Origin of the sequence: Kitasatospora sp. NPDC088264, from assembly GCF_040685715.1 — a bacterium.
In the GTDB taxonomy this organism is placed as follows: Bacteria; Actinomycetota; Actinomycetes; order Streptomycetales; family Streptomycetaceae; genus Kitasatospora.
Genome location: NZ_JBFBIR010000002.1, coordinates 284,794 through 305,723 on the forward strand (window position 1 = coordinate 284,794; position 20,930 = coordinate 305,723).

General features: G+C 71.4%; 18 protein-coding genes and 2 tRNA genes. 13 read left to right on the plus strand and 7 right to left on the minus strand.

Going from position 1 to position 20,930, the window contains the following annotated elements:
* Window positions 1-195: 195 nt before the first annotated feature.
* From rsmG to rpmH, 6 genes are all read right to left on the minus strand, one after another.
* Complete coding sequence (rsmG, locus tag AB0O82_RS03210; protein ID WP_363579873.1) at window positions 196-1,035, minus strand: 16S rRNA (guanine(527)-N(7))-methyltransferase RsmG; 840 nt, start codon at window positions 1,033-1,035, stop codon at window positions 196-198.
* 178 nt (window positions 1,036-1,213) lie between these two features.
* The gene (locus AB0O82_RS03215; RefSeq protein WP_363579874.1) at window positions 1,214-1,744 is read right to left on the minus strand and encodes a R3H domain-containing nucleic acid-binding protein; all 531 of its coding nucleotides are present in this window, start codon (window positions 1,742-1,744) and stop codon (window positions 1,214-1,216) included.
* A gap of 82 nt (window positions 1,745-1,826) precedes the next feature.
* The gene (gene yidC, locus AB0O82_RS03220) at window positions 1,827-2,990 is read right to left on the minus strand and encodes a membrane protein insertase YidC (protein WP_363579875.1); all 1,164 of its coding nucleotides are present in this window, start codon (window positions 2,988-2,990) and stop codon (window positions 1,827-1,829) included.
* Window positions 2,987-3,358, minus strand: coding sequence for a membrane protein insertion efficiency factor YidD (yidD, locus tag AB0O82_RS03225; protein ID WP_063348465.1), 372 nt, complete (start codon window positions 3,356-3,358; stop codon window positions 2,987-2,989). Before yidD ends, yidC begins: the two co-directional genes overlap by 4 nt.
* Entirely contained in the window at window positions 3,355-3,783 is a 429-nt protein-coding gene (gene rnpA, locus AB0O82_RS03230) for a ribonuclease P protein component (RefSeq protein WP_350876735.1), read from the minus strand. Before rnpA ends, yidD begins: the two co-directional genes overlap by 4 nt.
* Before the next feature lie 18 nt (window positions 3,784-3,801).
* On the minus strand, window positions 3,802-3,939 hold the full coding sequence (gene rpmH / locus AB0O82_RS03235) for a 50S ribosomal protein L34 (protein WP_030392420.1): 138 nt from the start codon (window positions 3,937-3,939) through the stop codon (window positions 3,802-3,804).
* 472 nt (window positions 3,940-4,411) lie between these two features.
* On the opposite strand from rpmH, the gene dnaA reads away from it, so the two are divergent.
* The 13 genes from dnaA to AB0O82_RS03300 all read left to right on the plus strand — a co-directional run bounded on the left by dnaA (window position 4,412) and on the right by AB0O82_RS03300 (window position 20,014).
* Window positions 4,412-6,307, plus strand: a complete 1,896-nt coding sequence (gene dnaA / locus AB0O82_RS03240; protein ID WP_363579876.1) for a chromosomal replication initiator protein DnaA — start codon at window positions 4,412-4,414, stop codon at window positions 6,305-6,307.
* A gap of 962 nt (window positions 6,308-7,269) precedes the next feature.
* Window positions 7,270-8,400 carry a DNA polymerase III subunit beta gene (gene dnaN, locus AB0O82_RS03245; RefSeq protein WP_363579877.1) on the plus strand — a complete coding sequence of 377 codons (1,131 nt, stop codon included), beginning with the start codon at window positions 7,270-7,272 and terminating at the stop codon, window positions 8,398-8,400.
* Window positions 8,401-8,582: 182 nt separating this feature from the next.
* The gene (gene gnd, locus AB0O82_RS03250) at window positions 8,583-9,458 is read left to right on the plus strand and encodes a phosphogluconate dehydrogenase (NAD(+)-dependent, decarboxylating) (protein ID WP_363579878.1); all 876 of its coding nucleotides are present in this window, start codon (window positions 8,583-8,585) and stop codon (window positions 9,456-9,458) included.
* Between the two features lie 37 nt (window positions 9,459-9,495).
* Window positions 9,496-10,629, plus strand: coding sequence for a DNA replication/repair protein RecF (gene recF / locus AB0O82_RS03255; protein ID WP_363579879.1), 1,134 nt, complete (start codon window positions 9,496-9,498; stop codon window positions 10,627-10,629).
* A gap of 106 nt (window positions 10,630-10,735) precedes the next feature.
* Window positions 10,736-11,275 (plus strand): DciA family protein, encoded by a 540-nt coding sequence (locus AB0O82_RS03260; protein ID WP_363579880.1) that lies wholly within the window; start codon window positions 10,736-10,738, stop codon window positions 11,273-11,275.
* A gap of 268 nt (window positions 11,276-11,543) precedes the next feature.
* Window positions 11,544-13,559: a DNA topoisomerase (ATP-hydrolyzing) subunit B gene (gene gyrB / locus AB0O82_RS03265; RefSeq protein WP_363579881.1), complete on the plus strand. Its 2,016-nt coding sequence runs from the start codon at window positions 11,544-11,546 to the stop codon at window positions 13,557-13,559.
* A gap of 58 nt (window positions 13,560-13,617) precedes the next feature.
* Entirely contained in the window at window positions 13,618-16,230 is a 2,613-nt protein-coding gene (gyrA, locus tag AB0O82_RS03270) for a DNA gyrase subunit A (RefSeq protein WP_363579882.1), read from the plus strand.
* A gap of 151 nt (window positions 16,231-16,381) precedes the next feature.
* On the plus strand, window positions 16,382-17,122 hold the full coding sequence (locus AB0O82_RS03275) for a DUF3566 domain-containing protein (protein WP_363579883.1): 741 nt from the start codon (window positions 16,382-16,384) through the stop codon (window positions 17,120-17,122).
* 260 nt (window positions 17,123-17,382) lie between these two features.
* A complete protein-coding gene (locus AB0O82_RS03280; protein WP_363579884.1) occupies window positions 17,383-18,777 on the plus strand; it encodes a cyclopropane-fatty-acyl-phospholipid synthase family protein in 1,395 nt (464 codons plus the stop codon).
* A 16-nt stretch (window positions 18,778-18,793) separates the two neighbouring features.
* Window positions 18,794-18,870 (plus strand) — tRNA-Ile (locus tag AB0O82_RS03285).
* Window positions 18,871-18,990: 120 nt separating this feature from the next.
* Window positions 18,991-19,356, plus strand: coding sequence for a DUF6191 domain-containing protein (locus tag AB0O82_RS03290; protein ID WP_363579885.1), 366 nt, complete (start codon window positions 18,991-18,993; stop codon window positions 19,354-19,356).
* A gap of 246 nt (window positions 19,357-19,602) precedes the next feature.
* Window positions 19,603-19,731: a DLW-39 family protein gene (locus AB0O82_RS03295; RefSeq protein WP_014137031.1), complete on the plus strand. Its 129-nt coding sequence runs from the start codon at window positions 19,603-19,605 to the stop codon at window positions 19,729-19,731.
* A gap of 210 nt (window positions 19,732-19,941) precedes the next feature.
* Window positions 19,942-20,014 (plus strand) — tRNA-Ala (locus AB0O82_RS03300).
* A gap of 147 nt (window positions 20,015-20,161) precedes the next feature.
* Here the strand turns inward: AB0O82_RS03300 and AB0O82_RS03305 are convergent.
* Window positions 20,162-20,806 (minus strand): transglycosylase family protein, encoded by a 645-nt coding sequence (locus tag AB0O82_RS03305; RefSeq protein ID WP_363579886.1) that lies wholly within the window; start codon window positions 20,804-20,806, stop codon window positions 20,162-20,164.
* Window positions 20,807-20,930: the final 124 nt, after the last annotated feature.

Here is a 20,930-nt window from a genome sequence, read left to right on the forward strand (position 1 = left end):
TTCACGTGAAACACCATGCCCGCTATGTCGGGAATCTGACGTTGCGACACTCCGGTGTCCTCCCGTCGACCGGCCGTCACCCCGACGGCCACCGGAACGCCGACGGGCGGGCGGCTCCCCCCTCAGGAGGAACCACCCGCCCGTCGTCGAGCGTGTCCGGCGTCACCCGCCTCAGCGGCTGCGGCGTCACCCGCCTCAGCGGCTGCGGCGCCGCCCGCCCCGGCTGCGCTCGCCGGTCCGGGCGCCCGCGTTCCGTCCGGCCCGGGCCGCCTTCGCCCGCCGGGTCGCGGCCTTCACCCCGCCGGGGCTCTCCCCCGCCTTGACCTGGACCACCCGGGTCGAGGTCTCCAGGGTGCCCTCGCCGACCGAGATCACGCTCCACTCGACCGCACCCAGCTTGGTCAGCCCGGCCCGCGAGTCGGCCAGCTCCTGCTCGGCGCTGTCGCCCTTGAGCGCCAGCATCTGCCCGTGCGGACGGAGCAGCGGCATCCCCCAGCCGGCCAGCCGGTCCAGCGGCGCCACCGCCCGGGCGGTCACCACGTCCACCGCGAGCTTGCCGACCATCTCCTCGGCGCGGCCGCGCAGCACCGTGACGTTCTCCAGCCCCAGCTCCCGGACGACCTCCTCCAGGAAGGTGGTCCGCCGCAGCAGCGGCTCCAGCAGCGTCACCGAGACGTCCGGACGGGCCAGCGCCACCGGGATGCCCGGCAGGCCGGCACCGGAGCCGACGTCGCACAGGGTGGAGCCGGCCGGCAGCAGCTCCGCGAGCACCGCGCAGTTGAGGACGTGCCGGTCCCAGAGCCGGGGCACCTCGCGCGGCCCGATCAGCCCGCGCCGCACGCCCGCGGTGGCCAGCAGCTCGGTGTAGCGGACCGCGGCGTCGAAACGATCACCGAAGACCTCCCGGGCGACGGCCGGGGCCTCGGCCAGCTCGGGCACCTCGGTCGCCTCGACCGCCTCGGCGGCCGGCCCCGCAGCGGCCGGATTCACGTCGTCCGCCCCCGGCCGGCCAGCGGCCGCGTTCTCCGTGTCCATCTCGACCTCTCCGATCCCCGGATCCACCGACCCGCTCTCCGCACAGTTTCACGTGAAACATCTCGCGCCGGGCCCACGCCCCGCGAAGGGACGACGACCCCGCCCGCACGAGGCGGACGGGGTCGCGTCCGGTGAAGCCCACCGGCCGCCTCGGCGGCCGGTCGTCGTACCGCCGGCCTCAGACCGGCAGCACGACCACGCACCGCTCGGGCTCCTCGCCCTCCGACTCGCTGCGCAGACCGGCGGCCGCGACCGCGTCGTGGACGACCTTGCGCTCGAAGGGCGTCATCGGCCGCAGCTTGACCTGCTCGCCGCTGCTCTTCGCCTGCTCGGCGGCCTCGGCACCGAGCGCGGCCAGCTCGGAACGCTTGCGGGCCCGGAAGCCGGCAATGTCCAGCATGAGGCGGCTGCGCTCCCCGGTCTCCCGGTGGACAGCCAACCGGGTCAGCTCCTGCAGCGCCTCCAGCACCTCGCCGTCCTGGCCGACCAGGCGCTGCAGCGCGCGGTCGTTGCCCTCACCGACGATGGAGACCAGGGCGCGGTCGCCCTCGACGTCCATGTCGATGTCACCGTCGAGGTCGGCGATGTCGAGCAGACCCTCCAGGTAGTCCGCCGCGATGTCGCCCTCCTGCTCCAGTCGGGCGATGACGATCTCGTCGGTGCTGGCGGCGGCCTCGGCCTCGACGGCGGAGGTGGTGCCTTCCGTCACTGATGGACTCCTTCGGAGATGGGCCCAGATTGGTGGGCCGGGAACGAAGCTCTGCGCGCTGTCACAACGGGTCCAGGGCCGGTCAGGACTTCTTCTTCGGCCGCTGGCCGCCACGCTTGGGCTGCTGCCGAGCGGTGCCCGGCTTGGCCGCGCCGGGCTTGGCCGGGCCCTGCTGGGCGGCCGCCGGCTTGGCACCGGAGTCGGCCGGGACGGTGTCGGCGGGCTCCTCGGCCGGGGCCTCGGTGTCCTTGGTCAGGTCGGCGGTCTGCTGACCGGCACCGCTCTGCTGGCGCTGCGCCTTGGTCTGCTTGCGGGGCTGCTGGCGGCGCGCCTGCGCCGACTCCTCGACCACGGCGGCCGCCGCCGAGGCGGCGTCGAGGGTCGACTTGGACGGGGGCAGCAGGCCCCAGAGCGCGCCCTTGATCTCCGAACCGTCCGGGTTCAGCCGGCCGGCCTTCTTCAGACGGACCTGCCGCTCGTCCCACGCCTTGCTGCCCGGGGTCGGGTTGTTGTGGATGACGATCAGCTGCTGGCCCATCGACCAGACGTTGGTGGTCAGCCAGTAGACCAGGACACCGACGGGGAAGTTGATGCCCATCACGGCGAACATCACCGGGAAGACGTACATCAGCATCTTCTGCTGCTGCATGAACGGCGTCTTGACCGTGAGGTCGACGTTCTTGGTCATCAGCTGGCGCTGGGTGATGAACTGCGACAGCGACATCATGATGATCATCACCGCGGTGACGATCTTGACGCTGGTCTCGTGGCTGCTGACGAAGGTCGCGGAGAGCGGGGCACCGAAGATGTGCGCCTTGCCGGCGCTCAGCAGCAGGTCGCCGTGGATGACGCCGATCGGCTCGCTCTTGGCGACCTTGGCGAGCACGCCGTAGAGGGCGGTGAAGAACGGCGCCTGCACGATGATGGGAAGGCAGCTGGAGAACGGGTTGGTACCCGCCTCCTTGTACAGCTTCATCATCTCTTCGGACTGGCGCTGCTTGTCGTTCTTGTAGCGCTCCTGGATGGCCTTCATCTTCGGCTGGATCGCCTGCATGGCCCGGGTCGCCTTGATCTGCTTCACGAAGAGCGGGATCAGGCAGATCCGGATGACGACCACCATCGAGGCGATGGCCAGACCCCAGGCCCAGCCACCGTCCGGGTCGAAGATGTTGCTGTACAGCGAGTGGAACTGGACGATGATCCAGGACACCGCTGTGTACAGGGGATTCAGGAAGGAGAAGGTCACCGGTCAGGCTCCTTGGACATGTGGATTGGCCCCTCGGGGCCAATGGTCGCCGGGCCCTCGGGGTCCGGACCGGCGGGGGTCGTGGTCACCGGCTGTCCGGTGGCGGACCGGCTGCTCAGCCAGTCTCGCAGCCGCCGGTGCCACACCGGATGCTTACGCGGCGGAACGTGATCGACCCCGCCGGGCGTCCACGGATTGCAGCGCAGGATGCGCCACACGGTCAGTCCGCCGCCCTTGACCGCCCCGTGCACCTTCACGGCCTCGTAGCCGTAGTGCGAGCAGGAGGGGTAGTAGCGGCAGACCGGACCGAGCAGTGGGCTGATGGTCCACTGGTAGACCCTGATCAGACCCATCAGCAGGAACTTCATCGTCCTGCTCCCGTCGGCGCCGTCGTGGCGGACTCCACCTTCAGCAACCGTTTCAGCGCCGCGTCCAGGTCACGTTCGAGGTCCTGGTACGAGGCGGTCGCGGCCTGGGGCAGCGCACGCACCACTATCAGGCTACCGGCGGGCAGCCTGGACAGACGATCACGAACGAGGTGCCGCAACCGGCGCTTGACCAGGTTGCGAACGACCGCCGGGCCGACGGCCTTGCTCACGACGAAACCCGCACGCGCCGAAGGAGTCCCCTCGGCGACGTGCGGGCGGGAGTCGCTGGTCCGGTCGGTCTGCCCCTTGGGGTCGCCTTCTCTGCTGAGATGGACGACCAGAAGGGGCCGGCCGGCCCGGCGACCGCGTTTCACCGCGGTCGCGAAGTCCTGGCGCCGCCGCAGCCGATTCTCGGAGGGCAGCACAACAGACTCTGTCGTGGATCAGGCGGACAGGCTGGTGCGGCCCTTGCCACGGCGGGCAGCCAGGATGGCGCGGCCGGCGCGGGTACGCATACGCAGCCGGAAGCCGTGGGTCTTCGCGCGACGACGGTTGTTCGGCTGGAAGGTGCGCTTGCTCACTCGGGGGCTCCTGAGGTGAATCGTAGGATGACGGGGGATCGCTTGGCCGTCACCGTGCGTCCGCGTGATCTCCCCTGATTCGGAAATCCGACCCATCGCCCCAGTTCGGCTGGGGTTCAGGGCAATCCACGGCGCCCGTGCTGCGCGCCTTATGGAGCGGGTGGACCCGCGGACATGCGGCAGCGGCCATCGACAACTCGACCTGGTTACGGTACGCGGGACGGGGCACGAGGGTCAAACCAGCTTTTTCGAGCGGCCCCCCCAGAGGGTGCCCGGAGTCCCCTTCGCCCACAGCCTGTGGACAACGACTTGATCCGGCTCTGTTCGCTGACTACCGTTGCAGGACTTGTCTGGTTTGTTCTTCGTGTTCTTCCTCGTGGGGTCGGTCCGCCGGAGACGGACCCGCCGATCCACAGTCTCCTGATCCACCACCCCCTGCTGGAGCCGCGGGGAACCGAGAAAGCGTGCACCAGTGGCTGATGTCAACAGCGACCTCGTCCCGGTCTGGGCGAGAGTCGTCGAGCGGCTGGTCAGCGACCCGGACGTCGGGGAGATGGACAAGCAGTGGGTGCAGCGCACCCAGCCGATGTGGATGATGCACGACACCGCCCTGCTGGCGACCCCCAACGAGCGGGCCAAGCAGGTGCTGGAGGGCCGGCTGCTGCCGCAGCTCACCGAGGCCCTCAGCCGCGAGCTCAGCCGCCCGGTGCGGATCGCCGTGATGGTCGACGCCAACGCCGTCCCGACCACCCCCGCACCCGCCGCCCAGGCCCCGGCCGAGCCGTACCCCGGCCCGACCGGGGAGGATGCCGGCGGCTACGGCGGCCAGGACTACCAGCAGCCGTACGAGCAGGACTACGACCGGCCCCGCTACGACACCGGCGGCTACGAGCAGCGCCCCGCGCCGTACGGCGGCCCGGCGGCCGGCCCGGCCTGGCCCGGCTACCCCGAGCAGGGTGGCTACCCGGAGCAGGGCGGCGGCTACCCCGACCAGAACGGGTACCAGGAACAGGGCGGCTACCCCGAGCAGGGCGGCGGCTACCAGGAGCAGCCCCCCGGCTACCGCGAGGCCGACGAGCCGTCCCGGCCGGCGCCGCGCCCGATGCCCGGCCCGCCCGCGACCACCCAGGGCGACCTGTTCGGCGGCGCCTACGGCCCCGGCCCGAACGAGCAGCCCCGCGCCGGCGCCGGCCGCCGCGCCCCCGGCTCACGCCCGGCCGGCGGCCGTCCCGCGGACAAGAACGCGCCGGAGCGCGCCACCGAACGCCCGGCCGTCCCCGGCGTGCCCGCCCCGCCCGGCGCCCCGCCGGGCGGCGGCTCCCGCAAGGACGAGCCGGCCGCCCGGCTGAACCCCAAGTACCTCTTCGACACCTTCGTCATCGGCGCCAGCAACCGCTTCGCGCACGCGGCGGCGGTGGCGGTCGCCGAGGCCCCGGCCAAGGCGTACAACCCGCTCTTCATCTACGGCGAGTCCGGGCTGGGCAAGACCCACCTGCTGCACGCCATCGGGCACTACTCGCGCAGCCTCTTCCCGGGCACCCGGGTGCGCTACGTGTCCTCGGAGGAGTTCACCAACGAGTTCATCAACTCGATCCGGGACGGCAAGGCGGACACCTTCCGCCGGCGCTACCGGGACATGGACATCCTGCTCGTGGACGACATCCAGTTCCTCGCGAGCAAGGAGTCCACGCAGGAGGAGTTCTTCCACACCTTCAACACCCTGCACAACGCGAACAAGCAGATCGTGCTCTCCTCGGACCGGCCGCCCAAGCTGCTGACCACGCTGGAGGACCGGCTGCGCAACCGCTTCGAGTGGGGCCTGATCACCGACGTCACCCCGCCGGAGCTGGAGACCCGGATCGCGATCCTGCGCAAGAAGGCGATCCAGGAGCAACTCAACGCCCCGGCCGACGTGTTGGAGTTCATCGCGTCCCGGATCACCCGCAACATCCGGGAGTTGGAGGGCGCCCTGATCCGGGTCACCGCCTTCGCCAACCTCAACCGGGCGCCGGTGGACCTGGAGTTGGCCGGGATCGTCCTCAAGGACCTGATCCCGGGCGGGGACGAGGACGCCGGGCCGGAGATCACCGCGCAGGTCATCATGCAGCAGACCGCCGCGTACTTCGGGCTGGGTGTGGACGACCTCTGCGGATCCTCGCGCAGCCGCGTCCTGGTGACGGCCCGTCAGATCGCCATGTACCTCTGCCGGGAGCTGACCGACCTCTCGCTGCCGAAGATCGGCGCGCAGTTCGGCGGCCGCGACCACACCACGGTGATGCACGCGGACCGCAAGATCCGCTCGCTGATGGCCGAGCGCCGGTCGATCTACAACCAGGTCACCGAGCTGACCAACCGCATCAAGAGCTAGCCGCAGGGCCGGTGGCGGGCCGGGGCCGGATCCGGCGCCGAGGTGGCCGGAAAGGGCGTCAGGAGCGATCCTGACGCCCTTTTCTCATGTCCGCAGGTGTGCCTCGGGCGCCGGCTGGGCAGAGATGCCGTCGACGGACGTTGCGCCAGTCCACAGCCCGCGCCGAACATCTGACCGGTGATTCGAAAACCGGGGCCGCGCAGGGCAGTTGTCCACAGGGCGGGCACCTTCCCCGTAGTCCACAGGCCGGGGCGTCCGAAGTTATCCAGAATTCGTCCACAGGCGTGTCGCCGCTACGCTCTTCCGCGCAGGTCAGGTGCCTGTGGACTTGTGCACAACCGTTATCCACAGGGTGTGGACAATTGACGGGTCGCCAATGGGCCATCCGGGTTGTCCACCGGTTGTCCCCAGGGGAGGGGCGGTTATCCCCAGGTTGTCCACAGCATGATCCACAGTTCGACAAGCGTGGGGCGGCGTTCATGCCCTGGTGTGAAAGGCGTCACGTAAAGTTGACCGACACCCGTGGATAACCGGGCCCGGATCTGGGGACAGCCCTGGGGATAACCTGTGGATACCCAGCGTGCCCTGTGGGTAACGCTCCGCTGTCCACAGCACCGCGTGTTCGTCCACAGCCGCCGTCCACACCCGCTGTGGACAAAAAAGTGGGTCTGACCTGGGGAAACGGGGTTATCCACGGTTTCCACAGGCCCTACTACTACCACTACACATTTAGACCCATCGACTCGCTTGAAAGTGGGTGGGCCCCGAATCTGTGGACAACCGCGCCCCGACATCTGTTCGGCTTGCTTCCGCCCGTCTGCCCCGTCTGTCGGCGGAGTACGTCAGACTGTCCTCGGCGACTGGAAGCGGAGTGGCACAGCTCGGTGGACAGCCCGACCGACGATCATGATCAGACGAACCAGAGTGCGAGCGGGAGCGCTCGATCCAGGAGGCGGTTACCGGTGAAGTTCCGGGTGGAGCGTGACGTCCTCGCGGAGGCGGTGGCCTGGGCTGCCCGCAGCCTCCCGGCACGGCCGCCGGTGCCGGTGCTGGCCGGCCTGCTGCTGACGGCACAGGACGGCAGCCTGGCGCTGTCCGGCTTCGACTACGAGGTCTCGGCCCGGGTCGAGCTGGAGGCCGACATCGAGGAGGCCGGCACCGTCCTGGTCTCCGGTCGGCTGCTGAACGACATCTCGCGCAACCTGCCGAACCGGCCGGTGGAGATCTCCACCGACGGCCAGCGGGTCAGCGTGGTCTGCGGCAGTTCCCGATTCACCCTCCCCACCCTCCCGGTGGACGAGTACCCGGCGCTGCCCCAGATGCCGACCGCCACGGGCACCGTCTCGGGCGACGTGTTCGCCTCCGCGGTCAGCCAGGCCGCGGTGGCCGCCGGCCGCGACGACACCCTCCCGGTGCTCACCGGTGTCCGGGTCGAGATCGAGGGCGACCGGATCACCCTGGCCGCCACCGACCGCTACCGCTTCGCGGTCCGCGACCTGCTGTGGAAGCCCGAGCAGTCGGACATCTCGGCCGTCGCCCTGGTGCCCGCCAAGACGCTGCAGGACATCGCCAAGTCCCTGGGCAGCGGCGACAACGTCTCGATCGCGCTCTCCTCGGGCGGCGCGGGCGAGGGCCTGATCGGCTTCGAGGGCGCCGGCCGCCGGACGACCACGCGGCTGCTGGAGGGCGAGTTCCCCAAGTTCCGCAGCCTGTTCCCGACGGAGTTCAGCGCCGTCGCCGCGATCCAGACCCAGCCCTTCCTGGAGGCGCTCAAGCGCGTCTCGCTGGTCGCCGAGCGCAACACCCCGGTCCGGCTCAGCTTCGAGCAGGGCGTGCTGACCCTGGAGGCGGGCTCGGGCGACGACGCCCAGGCCACCGAGCGGATCGACGCCGACCTGGAGGGCGACGACATCTCGATCGCCTTCAACCCGGGCTACCTGGAGGAGGGCCTCAAGGCCATCGACTCCGCCTACGCCCAGCTGAGCTTCACCACGCCGACCAAGCCCGCGCTGCTCAGCGGCAAGGCCTCGGTGGACGCCGAGGAGGACAAGGCGTACCAGTACCTGATCATGCCGGTCCGCCTCTCCGGCTGACCTCGAGGCCGCTGCCCGCAGGCCGTCACCCACAGGCTGTGCACACCGGCTGTGCACAGCCTGTGGGCGTCCTCCCCCGGTCGGCCCGACCACAGGGAGCCGCCACCGCCGCAGCGCGTAGGCTCGGGGCGTGCGGCAACGGCGCCGCCGGCAGGCACGTCACCACAGGTAAGGACTTGGTCATGGAGCTCGGCCTCATCGGTCTCGGCAAGATGGGCGGCAACATGCGCGAGCGGATCCGCCGCGCCGGCCACACCGTCATCGGCTACGACCGCAACCCGGACATCTCCGACGTCGAGAGCCTCCAGGAGCTCGTCGCCAAGCTTCAGGGCCCGCGGGTGATCTGGGTGATGGTCCCGGCCGGCGCCGCCACCCAGGCGACCGTCGACGAACTCGCCGAGCTGCTCTCCCCCGGCGACGTGGTGGTCGACGGCGGCAACTCCCGCTGGACCGACGACATCAAGCACGCCGAGGCGCTGGCCGCCAAGGGCATCGGCTTCGTCGACTGCGGCGTCTCCGGCGGCGTCTGGGGCCTGGAGAACGGCTACGCCCTGATGTACGGCGGCGACGCCGAGCACGTGGCCCGCGTCCAGCCGGTGTTCGACTCGCTCAAGCCCGAGGGCGACTTCGGCTCGGTGCACGCGGGTGCCGTGGGCGCCGGCCACTTCGCCAAGATGGTCCACAACGGCATCGAGTACGCGATGATGCAGGCGTTCGCCGAGGGCTGGGAGCTGCTGGAGGCCGCCCCCGAGGTCACCGACGTGCGCGAGGTCTTCCGCAGCTGGCAGGAGGGCACCGTCATCCGCTCCTGGCTGCTGGACCTGGCCGTCCGCGCGCTGGACGACGACGAGCACCTGGCGAAGCTGCGCGGCTGGGCCGCCGACTCCGGTGAGGGCCGCTGGACCGTCGAGGCCGCGATCGACCACGCGGTGCCGCTGCCGGCGATCACCGCCTCGCTGTTCGCCCGCTTCGCCTCCCGCCAGGACGACTCGCCGCAGATGAAGATGATCGCCGCGCTGCGCAACCAGTTCGGCGGCCACGCGGTCGAGTCCAAGTAACCCGCACCTCCCCAGAAGGCGAGCGCAGTCCACAGCCATGCACGTCGCGCATCTGTCGCTCGCCGACTTCCGGTCGTACGCCCGGGTCGAGGTTCCCCTCGACCCGGGCGTGACGGCCTTCGTCGGGCCCAACGGCCAGGGCAAGACCAACCTGGTCGAGGCGGTCGGCTACGTCGCCACGCTGGGCAGCCACCGGGTCGCCACCGACGCCCCACTGATCCGGCTGGGCGCCGAGCGGGCGGTGGTCCGCACCTCGGTGGTGGACCGCGGCCGCACCACCCTGGTCGAGCTGGAGCTGACCCCGGGCAAGGCCAACCGGGCCCGGATCAACCGCTCCGACAACGTCCGCCCGCGCGACGTGCTGGGCCTGCTGCGGACCGTCCTGTTCGCGCCCGAGGACCTCAGCCTGGTCAAGGGCGACCCGGGTGAGCGCCGCCGTTTCCTGGACGAGCTGCTGACCGCCCGGGCCCCCCGGCTGGCCGGGGTCCGACAGGACTACGAGAGGGTCCTCAAGCAGCGCAACGCCCTGCTGAAGACCGCCGCGATGGCCCGCCGGGCCGGTGGCGGCAAGGGCGCCGACCTCTCCACCCTGGAGGTCTGGGACGGCCATCTGGCAAGGGCCGGAGCCGAGTTGACGGCCTTCCGGATCCAGCTGGTGGCTTCCCTCCAGCCGTTGGTGGCGGCCGCGTACGGGCAGCTGGCCCCGGGCGGTGGCGACACCGTCCTGGAGTACCGCAGCTCCTTCGAGGGCGGGCTGCCGACCAGCCGCGAGCAGGCCGAGGAGCAGCTGCTGAACGCGTTGCAGGCGGTCCGCAAGCAGGAGGTGGACCGGGGCATCACCCTGGTCGGCCCGCACCGCGACGAGCTGGTGCTCAGCCTCGGCCCGCTGCCCGCCAAGGGCTACGCGAGCCACGGCGAGTCCTGGTCGTTCGCGCTGGCGCTGCGGCTGGCCTCGTACGAGCTGCTGCGCGCCGACGGCGGCGAGCCGGTGCTGATCCTGGACGACGTGTTCGCCGAGCTGGACGCGGCCCGCCGGGACCGGCTGGCCGAACTGGTGGCCGGCGGCGAGCAGGTGCTGGTCACCGCGGCGGTCGCCGAGGACGTGCCGAAGACGCTGGCCGGCGCCCGGTTCGCGGTCGCCGACGGCGCCGTCCGCCGGATCGACGCCTGACTCCCCCCGCACCTTCGCAATCGCCGTCCGGGCACTCCCGTAGGCTGGACGGCTCACCGGCGCGCGTCCGCGACCGTTGTCCACAGGCTGGGGAAAGGAGATCGCCGTGAGCGAGCCGGCGGAGCACTCCCCCCGGCCGGGCGACCCGGCGCCGACCGGCGCCGACCTCGCCCGCTCCGCGCTGCGGGCGGCCCGGGCCCAGGCGCGGCAGCGCGGCGAGCAGGTCCGGGAGAAGCGCGAGGCGAAGCGGCACGGCCTGCGCAGCGGAGCCCGGTCGGACGGCCGTGACCCGGTCCCGCTGGGGGCGGCGCTGAACCGGCTGCTGACCGAACGGGGCTGGGAGTCCTCGGCCGCGGTCGGCGGGGTGATGGGCCGTTGGCCCCAGATCGTCGGCCCGGACATCGCCGCGCACTGCCACCCCTCCTCCTACGACGACACCGCCGCGGTGCTCACCGTGCAGTGCGACTCCACCGCATGGGCCACCCAACTGCGGTGGCTGGCAAGACAGTTGGTAGCCCGTCTGAACCACGAGCTGGGCCACGGCACGGTCCGCACCATCAAGGTGCTGGGCCCGGCGGCGCCCGCCCGCGGCTACGGCCGGCTGCGCGCTCCGGGGAGCAAGGGGCCGGGCGACACCTGGGGCTGACCGGGTTGCCGGCCCGTCGCCGGGGGCGCGGAGCGGACCGCGATCTTCCGGAATCCCTGACAGCCCTTCCAGGCGCTCTGGGCCCCCGGGGCGAGTATCGGGACATGTCCAGAGGGGATTCAGGGCGGCATATCTGCCTTCAAGGGCTGCCAAACGCCCATCTCTGTCAGTCGTACCGGTAGACTGAGAGCCAAACACTGTTGCTAGTGGCAACCGAGTCGAAACGCCGTGGTCGCACGCCCGCCCACACGGGGCGGGAATGCGGCCCGTGCTGTGCCAGAGAGGGCGCTTCGTGGCCGATTCCGGCAACCCCAGCCAGATCCCAGACCAGACCGACCAGGCTTCCTACACCGGTAGCAACATCCAGGTGCTGGAAGGCCTCGACGCCGTCCGTAAGCGCCCCGGCATGTACATCGGCTCCACCGGCGAGCGAGGCCTGCACCACCTGGTGCAGGAAGTGGTGGACAACTCCGTCGACGAGGCGATGGCGGGGTACGCCGACACCATCGACGTCACGATCATGGCCGACGGCGCCATCCGCTGCGTCGACAACGGCCGCGGCATCCCGGTGGACATCGTCCCCGGCCAGGAGAAGCCGGCCGTCGAGGTCGTGCTCACCGTCCTGCACGCCGGCGGCAAGTTCGGCGGCGGCGGCTACGCCGTCTCCGGCGGTCTGCACGGTGTCGGCGTCTCGGTCGTGAACGCGCTGTCCACCCGCCTGTCGGTGGAGATCCACCGCGACGGCTCGCGCTTCACCCAGGACTACAAGGCCGGTGCGCCGACCGCTCCGCTGGCCACGCACGAGGGCTCCGAGCAGACCGGCACGACCGTCACCTTCTGGGCCGACCCGGAGATCTTCGAGACCACGGTCTACTCCTTCGAGACGCTGTCCCGGCGCTTCCAGGAGATGGCCTTCCTCAACAAGGGCCTCTCCATCTCGCTCACCGACGAGCGCCCCGAGCACGTGGACGAGGAGGGCAAGCCGCTCACCGTCACGTACAAGTACGACGGCGGCATCGCCGACTTCGTCGCCCACCTCAACTCCCGCAAGGGCGAGGTGATCCACCCCTCGGTGATCGACTTCGAGGCGGAGGACAAGGACAGGGCGATCTCGGTGGAGATCGCGATGCAGTGGAACTCCTCCTACACCGAGGGGGTCTACAGCTTCGCCAACACCATCCACACGCACGGCGGCGGTACCCACGAGGAGGGCTTCCGCGCGGCGCTGACCGGCCTGGTCAACCGCTACGCGCGGGACAAGAAGCTGCTCCGGGAGAAGGACGACAACCTCTCCGGCGAGGACATCCGCGAGGGTCTGACCGCGATCATCTCGGTCAAGCTCGGCGAGCCGCAGTTCGAGGGCCAGACCAAGGACAAGCTCGGCAACACCGAGGCGAAGACCTTCGTCCAGAAGGTCGTCCACGAGCACCTCAACGACTGGTTGGACCGCAACCCCAACGAGGCCTCGGACATCATCCGCAAGTCCATCCAGGCCGCCACCGCGCGCGTCGCCGCCCGCAAGGCCCGCGACCTCACCCGCCGCAAGGGCCTGCTGGAGTCCGCCTCGCTGCCGGGCAAGCTCTCCGACTGCCAGTCCAAGGACCCGGCCGAGTGCGAGATCTTCATCGTCGAGGGTGACTCCGCCGGCGGCTCGGCCAAGCAGGGCCGCGACCCGCGCACCCAGGCCATCCTGCCGATCCGCGGCAAGATCCTGAACGTCGAGAAGGCCCGGATCGACAAGGTGCTGCAGAACACCGAGGTCCAGGCGCTCATCTCGGCCTTCGGCTGCGGCATCCAGGAGGACTACGACGAGTCCAAGCTCCGCTATCACAAGATCGTCCTGATGGCGGACGCCGACGTCGACGGTCAGCACATCCGCACCCTGCTGCTCACCCTGCTGTTCCGCTTCATGCGGCCGCTGGTCGAGTCCGGGTACGTCTACCTCGCCATGCCGCCGCTGTACAAGATCAAGTGGGGCAAGGACGACTTCGAGTACGCCTACTCCGACCGCGAGCGCGACGCGCTGATCGCGGCCGGGGTCGAGGCCGGGCGCCGGCTCCCCAAGGACGACGCGATCCAGCGCTTCAAGGGTCTCGGCGAGATGAACGCCGAGGAGCTCCGGGTCACCACCATGGACGCCGAGCACCGGCTGCTCCTCCAGGTCACCCTGGAGGACGCCGCCCGCGCCGACGAGCTGTTCTCCGTGCTGATGGGCGAGGACGTCGAGGCACGCCGCTCCTTCATCCAGCGCAACGCCAAGGACGTCCGCTTCCTGGACGTGTGACGCCGCCCGACCGGCAGCGAAGCACGTACCAGTCCGCGTGAAAGGAAACTGACCACCAGTGGTCGACGACAACCGTCCCGAAGGCGAACAGCCCGAGACCCCCACAGCCGCCGAGGCCACCGCCCAGGTGACCATGCGGATCGAGCCGGTCGAGCTCGAGACCGAGATGCAGCGCTCGTACCTCGACTACGCGATGAGCGTGATCGTCAGCCGGGCGCTCCCCGAGGTCCGCGACGGGCTCAAGCCGGTGCACCGGCGCGTGCTCTACGCGATGTACGACGGCGGGTATCGCCCCGAGAAGGGCTACTACAAGTGCGCCCGCGTCGTCGGCGACGTCATGGGCAACTACCACCCGCACGGTGACACCTCCATCTACGACACCGTCGTCCGCCTGGCCCAGCCGTGGTCGCTGCGGATGCCGCTGGTGGACGGCAACGGCAACTTCGGCTCCCCGGGCAACGACCCGGCCGCGGCCATGCGCTACACCGAGTGCAAGATGATGCCGCTCGCCATGGAGATGATGCGCGACATCGACGAGGGCACCGTCGACTTCGCGTCCAACTACGACGGCCGCTCGCAGGAGCCGACCGTCCTGCCGGCGCGCATCCCCAACCTGCTGGTCAACGGTGCCACCGGCATCGCGGTCGGCATGGCCACCAACATCCCGCCGCACAACCTGCGCGAGGTCGCCTCCGGCGCGCTCTGGGCGCTTGAGCACCCGGACGCCTCCAACGAGGAGCTGCTCGAAGCCCTGATCGAGCGGATCAAGGGCCCCGACTTCCCCACCGGCGCGCTGATCGTCGGCCACCGCGGGATCGACGACGCCTACCGCACCGGCCGCGGCTCGATCACCATGCGCGCCGTGGTCGAGGTCGAGGAGATCCAGGGCCGCCAGTGCCTGGTGATCACCGAGCTGCCGTACCAGGTCAACCCGGACAACCTCGCGCTGAAGATCGCCGACCTGGTCAAGGACGGCAGGGTCGCCGGCATCGCCGACGTCCGCGACGAGTCCTCGTCCCGCACCGGTACCCGCCTGGTGGTCGTGCTCAAGCGCGACGCCGTCGCCAAGGTCGTGCTGAACAACCTCTACAAGCACACCGAGCTGCAGACCAACTTCGGCGCCAACATGCTGGCCCTGGTCGACGGCGTGCCGCGCACGCTGTCGCTGGACGCCTTCATCCGGCACTGGGTCAACCACCAGGTCGAGGTCATCGTCCGGCGCACCACCTTCCGGCTGCGCAAGGCCGAGGAGCGCGCCCACATCCTGCGCGCCCTGCTGCGCGCCCTGGACATGATCGACGAGGTCATCGCGCTGATCCGGGCCTCGGCGAGCGCCGACGCGGCCCGCACCGGCCTGATGGGGCTGCTCTCCATCGACGAGCTCCAGGCCAACGCCATCCTGGAGATGCAGCTGCGCCGCCTGGCCGCCCTGGAGCGCCAGCGGATCATGGACGAGCACGACGAGCTGCAGCGCAAGATCGACGAGTACAACGCGATCCTGGCCTCGCCGACCCGCCAGCGGGAGATCATCTCCGAGGAGCTCACCGCGATCGTCGAGAAGTACGGCGACGAGCGGCGCTCCACCCTCATCCCGTCCGACGGCGACCTCTCGATCGAGGACCTCATCGCCGAGGAGGACATCGTCGTCACGATCACCCGTGGCGGCTACGTCAAGCGGACCCGCTCCGACCTCTACCGCTCGCAGAAGCGCGGCGGCAAGGGCGTGCGCGGAGCGCAGCTCAAGCAGGACGACATCGTCGACCACTTCTTCGTGACGACGACGCACAACTGGATCCTGTTCTTCACCAACAAGGGCCGGGTCTACCGCGCCAAGGGCTACGAGCTCCCGGACGCCGGGCGCGACGCCCGCGGCCAGCACGTGGCCAACCTGCTGGCCTTCCAGCCGGAGGAGCACATCGCCCAGGTGATGGCTGTGCGCACCTACGAGGACAAGCCCTACCTGGTCCTCGCCACCCGGGCCGGCCTGGTGAAGAAGTCCGCGCTGAAGGACTACGACTCCCCGCGCTCCGGCGGCCTGATCGCGATCAACCTGCGCCAGGACGAGGAGGGCCAGGACGACGAGCTGATCGGCGCCGAGCTGGTCTCCGCCGAGGACGACCTGCTGCTGGTCTCCAAGAAGGCCCAGTCGATCCGCTTCACCGCGACCGACGACGCGCTGCGGCCCACCGGCCGCGCCACCTCCGGCGTCAAGGGCATGGCCTTCCGCGAGGACGACGAAATGCTCTCGATGAACGTCGTCCGCCCGGGAACGTACGTGTTCACCGCCACCGACGGCGGGTACGCCAAGCGCACGGCCGTGGACGAGTACCGTGTCCAGGGGCGTGGCGGCTACGGCACCAAGGCGGCGAAGATCGTCGAGGGCCGGGGCTCGCTGGTCGGCGCGCTCGTGGTCGACGACACCGACGAGATCATGGCGATCACCCTGTCGGGTGGGGTGATCCGCACAAGGGTTTCCGAAGTTCGTGAAACCGGACGTGACACCATGGGCGTCCAACTGATCAACCTCGGTAAGCGCGACGCGGTCGTGGGCATGGCCCGCAACGCGGAAGCCGAGGACGAGGAGACGGTGGAGGACGAGGTCGCGGACACCGCTTCCACCGAAACGGCTGAGGGTGCGGAGACGACGGCCGGCGGCGACGCCGAGGTCTGAACCGAACCACGGGCCGGTGCCGTCGCGTCCTGATAGAGGGGCGTGGCGGCACCGGCCGCCCACCAGTTCCGGGCAATCCCGCCGGGCGCTGGATGACGAGTGACGAAGCAGGGCGGTGCCGCCGTCCTGGTGGGAAGTGCGGGAGGACCAGGTGAGTGGAGCCACGGGTGCTGCGGGAGGACCCTCCGGCGGCCGTCCGGGCGCGCAGGGCGGGGGTGGGTACGGCGCGCCGCAGCCGCCGGCCGAGCACTCGGCCGCGTCCACCTCGCTGATGCCACCGGTCGGCGGAGCGGGACAGGGCGGCGCGACCTACGGCGGACAGACGCCCCCGCCGCCGGGGGCCCCGGCGCCGGGCGCGAGCGGATTCTCGCAGCCGACCACCTATGCCAAGGGGCAGCCGACCCCGGCCCGGGGGACCCGGACCAGCGGCAACACCCCGCCCGGCGGCACGCCCGTCCCGGGCACGGCGCGCCGGCCGGCCCCGGCCGCCCCACCGGCGGCCGCCGGTGTCGGCCTCGGCCGGACCCGCAAGGCCCGGCTGCGGGTGACCAAGGTGGACCCGTGGTCGGTGATGAAGGTCAGCTTCCTGCTGTCGCTGGCCGTCGGGATCATCATCATCGTGGCCGCGGCGGTGCTGTGGATGACGCTGGACTCGCTCGGCGTCTTCGACTCGCTGACCAAGACCCTCAAGGACGTCACCGGTTCGGACAGCACCGGCGGCCTCAACCTGATGGACTACGTGGGCTTCGGCAAGGTGATGACCTTCACCTCGCTGATCGCCGTGGTCGACGTCGTCCTGCTGACGGCGCTGTCCACGCTCTCGGCGTTCATCTACAACGCGGCGGCCGGCTTCACCGGCGGCGTCGAGCTGACCCTGGCCGAGGAGGACTGACCCCGGTCGGATCCTGACCCCTGGTCAGTTCGCCGTCCACGGACGGAATGGACGGGCCCCGCAGGCTGTTGCAGCCTGCGGGGCCCGTCGGCATTTCGGGTGACAGCCGGCCGCCCGCGGCGTGCCGCCCGGGAGCGGGCCGGCCGCGGTGGGATTAGCTGGGTGGCGCCCGGTCCACGCCTGGGAGTGCCGCAGGCCGCCCCCGGTCCGCCCGACCGGGTCAGGAAACGTTCCGCAGGACGGCTGGACGGAGGCGCGCGGTGGCGAAGCTCGCAGGTCAACTGGTCGAGGCCCTGGACGGGCTGTTGGGGGTTCCGGTACCGCTGCGGGTCCAGGCCTGGGACGGCAGCGTCGCCGGGCCGCCGGGAGCCCCCACGGTCGTCCTGCGCAACCGGCGGGCGCTGCGCCGCCTGCTCTGGCAGCCGGGCGAGCTGGGCCTGGCCCGGGCGTACGTCGCGGGGGACCTGGAGATCGCCCCCGGCACCGACCTCTACGAGGTGCTCTCGGCCGTCGCCCGGTTCGTCGAGCGGCCGGAGATCCGCCGCCTCGACCTCGGCCCGCGGGACGTGCTCGGCGCCGGCGGGCGCCGCGTCCTCGCGGCCGCGCTGCGGGCCGGGGCGCTCGGCCCCGAGCCCACGCCGCCCCAGGAGGAGGTCCGCAGGGCCCGCGGGCGGCTGCACAGCCGCAGCCGGGACCGCGCGGCCATCAGCCACCACTACGACGTCGGAAACGACTTCTACGGGCTCGTCCTGGGCTCCTCCATGGTCTACTCGTGCGCCTACTGGACCCCGGAGGCCAAGAGCCTGGAGGCCGCCCAGGAGGCCAAGCTCGACCTGATCTGCCGCAAGCTCGGCCTCCGGCCCGGGATGCGCCTGCTGGACGTCGGCTGCGGCTGGGGCTCGCTGCTGCTGCACGCGGCCGAGCACTACGGCGTCACCGCGGTCGGTGTCTCCATCTCGCGGGAGCAGGTCGCGCTGGCCCGCCGGCGGGTCGAGGAGGCCGGCCTGGCCGGGCGGGTGGAGGTCCGGCTCCAGGACTACCGGGAGATCGTCGACGGCCCGTTCGACGCGATCTCCAGCGTCGGGATGGCCGAGCACGTCGGCTCCGAGCAGTACCGGGTCTACGCCGAGGGCCTGCACCGGCTGCTGGTGCCCGGCGGCCGGCTGCTCAACCACCAGATCGCCCGCCGCCCCGACCGCCCCGGTGAGCCGCACCGCACCAGCCCCTTCATCGACCGCTACGTCTTCCCCGACGGCGAGCTCTCCCCCGTCGGTTCCACCGTGGCCCGGCTGGAGGAGGCCGGCTTCGAGGTCCGGGACGTCGAGTCGCTGCGCGAGCACTACGGGCTGACCCTGCGCGAATGGGTGGCCAACCTGGAGGCGCACTGGAGCGAGGCGGTCCGGCTGGTCGGCCGCGGCCGGGCCCGGGTCTGGCGGCTGTACATGGCCGCCAGCGCGCTCGCCTTCGAGGAGAACCGGATCGGGATCAACCAGATCCTCGCCGTCCGCAGCACCGAGGAGGGCTCGGCCGGCCTCCCGGCGACCCGCGAGGAATGGCTGCTGCGCCCGGCCGCCGGAGCGCCGCCGCTGGTCGGCGGGGTGCCCGCCGGGAACCCCGTCGGCCCGGATTTGGGAGATCGGCCATCGGTCCGCTAATCTTTCAGTGCGGCAAGGGCCTATAGCTCAGACGGTTAGAGCGCTTCCCTGATAAGGAAGAGGCCACAGGTTCAAGTCCTGTTAGGCCCACCACCGCGAAGGGCCCGGAGTGATTCACTCCGGGCCCTTCGACGTTTCCCCCGCCGTTGCGGGAACCGCGCGTCCCGCCGGGCTGTTCTCCGGGGAGGGAACGTGTGGAGGGATGGTGACGACATGGCGGTCTTCTGGGCGATGAGCATCCCCGGACTGGTCTGCGCCCTGGTGGTGCTCGCGGTGGTCGACCAGCTCGCGCTGCGGGCGCGCCGGTCACGCTGGGTGCCGTGGCGGGGGACCGGCCGGGAGGGGCAGATCTCGGCCACCGGCTTCGAGCAGCTGCACGCGCAGTTCGCCGCCGGCAAGCAGCACGAGCTGGACGAACGCGGCACGACCCTGATGCTGCGCGACGAGGAGGGCGAGGGGGCGCCGCCCCGGACGAAGGTCGACCTGGCGGGCGGGAAGGCCGTGGTGGTGACGCCGTCGAACCGCCCGTCCGACCGCTCGTCGGACCACCCGTCCTGCGCCCCGCCGGGCACGCCGTAGGGCCCGGCCGGGGAGGGTCGGCCGTACGGCAGGAGGTGCGGCGTCAATCCTCGGCCCGGACCGCCGGGTTGGCCGCAGCGGTGGCTGGTCACGATTGGGACACTGGTGTGTATCATCGGCCGCAAGGGCAGTCTGGCACCCGGCAGCCCGTTCGCGATCGAAACACATCTGGACTCGTCGGCCCGGTCAGTCCGGCCGGAGCACCGGCTCTTGAGTCCGCCAACGCAAGAAGGACGAGGTCCCGCGGTGAAGAAGCTTCTCCTGGTCGCCCTGGTCGCCCTCGGCGGCTTCTTTGTCTACCGTCAGGTCCAGGCGGACCGCGCCGAGCAGGACCTGTGGACCGAGGCCACCGACCCGGTTCCGGCCGGTCGCTGAGCCCGGACGATCCGACGATCAACGATCTTCGGAGGTGCTTCACCGCGCCTCCAGGGCCGGCCGGCCCGGTCACCCGACCGGATCGGCCGGATCCCAGGCACCGCCCGGACGCCGCCTCGGCGGCAGGTCCGGTCGGCCCGGGGGGAGGGCGCCGGGAACGGCGCCGGAACCCGGTACGCTAGTGCCCGTCGGCACCCGCGGTGCCGTCGAGGGGCATTAGCTCAGTTGGTAGAGCGCTGCCTTTGCAAGGCAGATGTCAGGAGTTCGAATCTCCTATGCTCCACAGCTCATCGCAGTCGTGACGCCGATCGGCCGCTGACCTGAATCCCGGGGAGCGGGCGCTCGGGCGTTGCGGGGCCGACGGGGGGGTGCGCCCCCCCCCGCGGGGCGGGGGCCGGGGGGGGGCCCGACTGCTGTGCGGGAGCCGGGTTCAGGACGGCAGGCGCAGCGCGGTGCCCGGCTGGATGAGGTCGGGGTCGTCGCCGATGGCGGCGCGGTTGAGCGCGTAGAGGGCCGGCCAGCCGCCGGGCACGCGCAGGGTTTCGGCGATGTCGCCCAGGGTGTCGCCCTCGCGGACCGTCCACCCGCCGTCGCCGGCCTCGGCGCCGGCGCCGGCGCCGTCAGCGGCAGGCGCGGGCGCGGGTGCGGGTGCGGGCGGCGGGGGAAGGGCCGCGTCGCGCTCGCGGTCGTGGCCGCGGGTGGCGCGGGCGCCGCAGGCGGGCCAGGGGGAGAGGCCGCGCCGCCCGGCGAGGTGCTGGGCCACCGCGATCTGCTCCTCGCGGCTGGCGAGGTCGGCGCGCGGTGCGTAGGCGAGGCCGCCGTTGTCGCGCCAGGTGGGGGTGTCGAACTGGAGGCCGCCGAAGTAGCCGTTGCCGCTGTTGACGTGCCAGTTGCCGCTGCTCTCGCAGGCCGCCACGCTCTCCCAGTCGTACCTCCCTCCGTCGTACCCCCGGCCGGGGTCGGTGCCCGGGCCGCGGCCCGGGGGAGCGGCCTGGGCCGCGGGAGCGGTGAGGGCCACGGCGAGCACGCACAGGGCGGCGGGGACGAGGCGGCGAAGACGAACGGTGGGAGGCATCGGCGGCTCTCAGCTTCGGGAACAGGGCGTGCACCGCCCGGAGGCGGCGCACACCCACCGACGCACGCCGGGTGGGGCGCGTCGCCGCCGACACGTCCGGCAGGTCACCCGCTCGGCCGCCCCG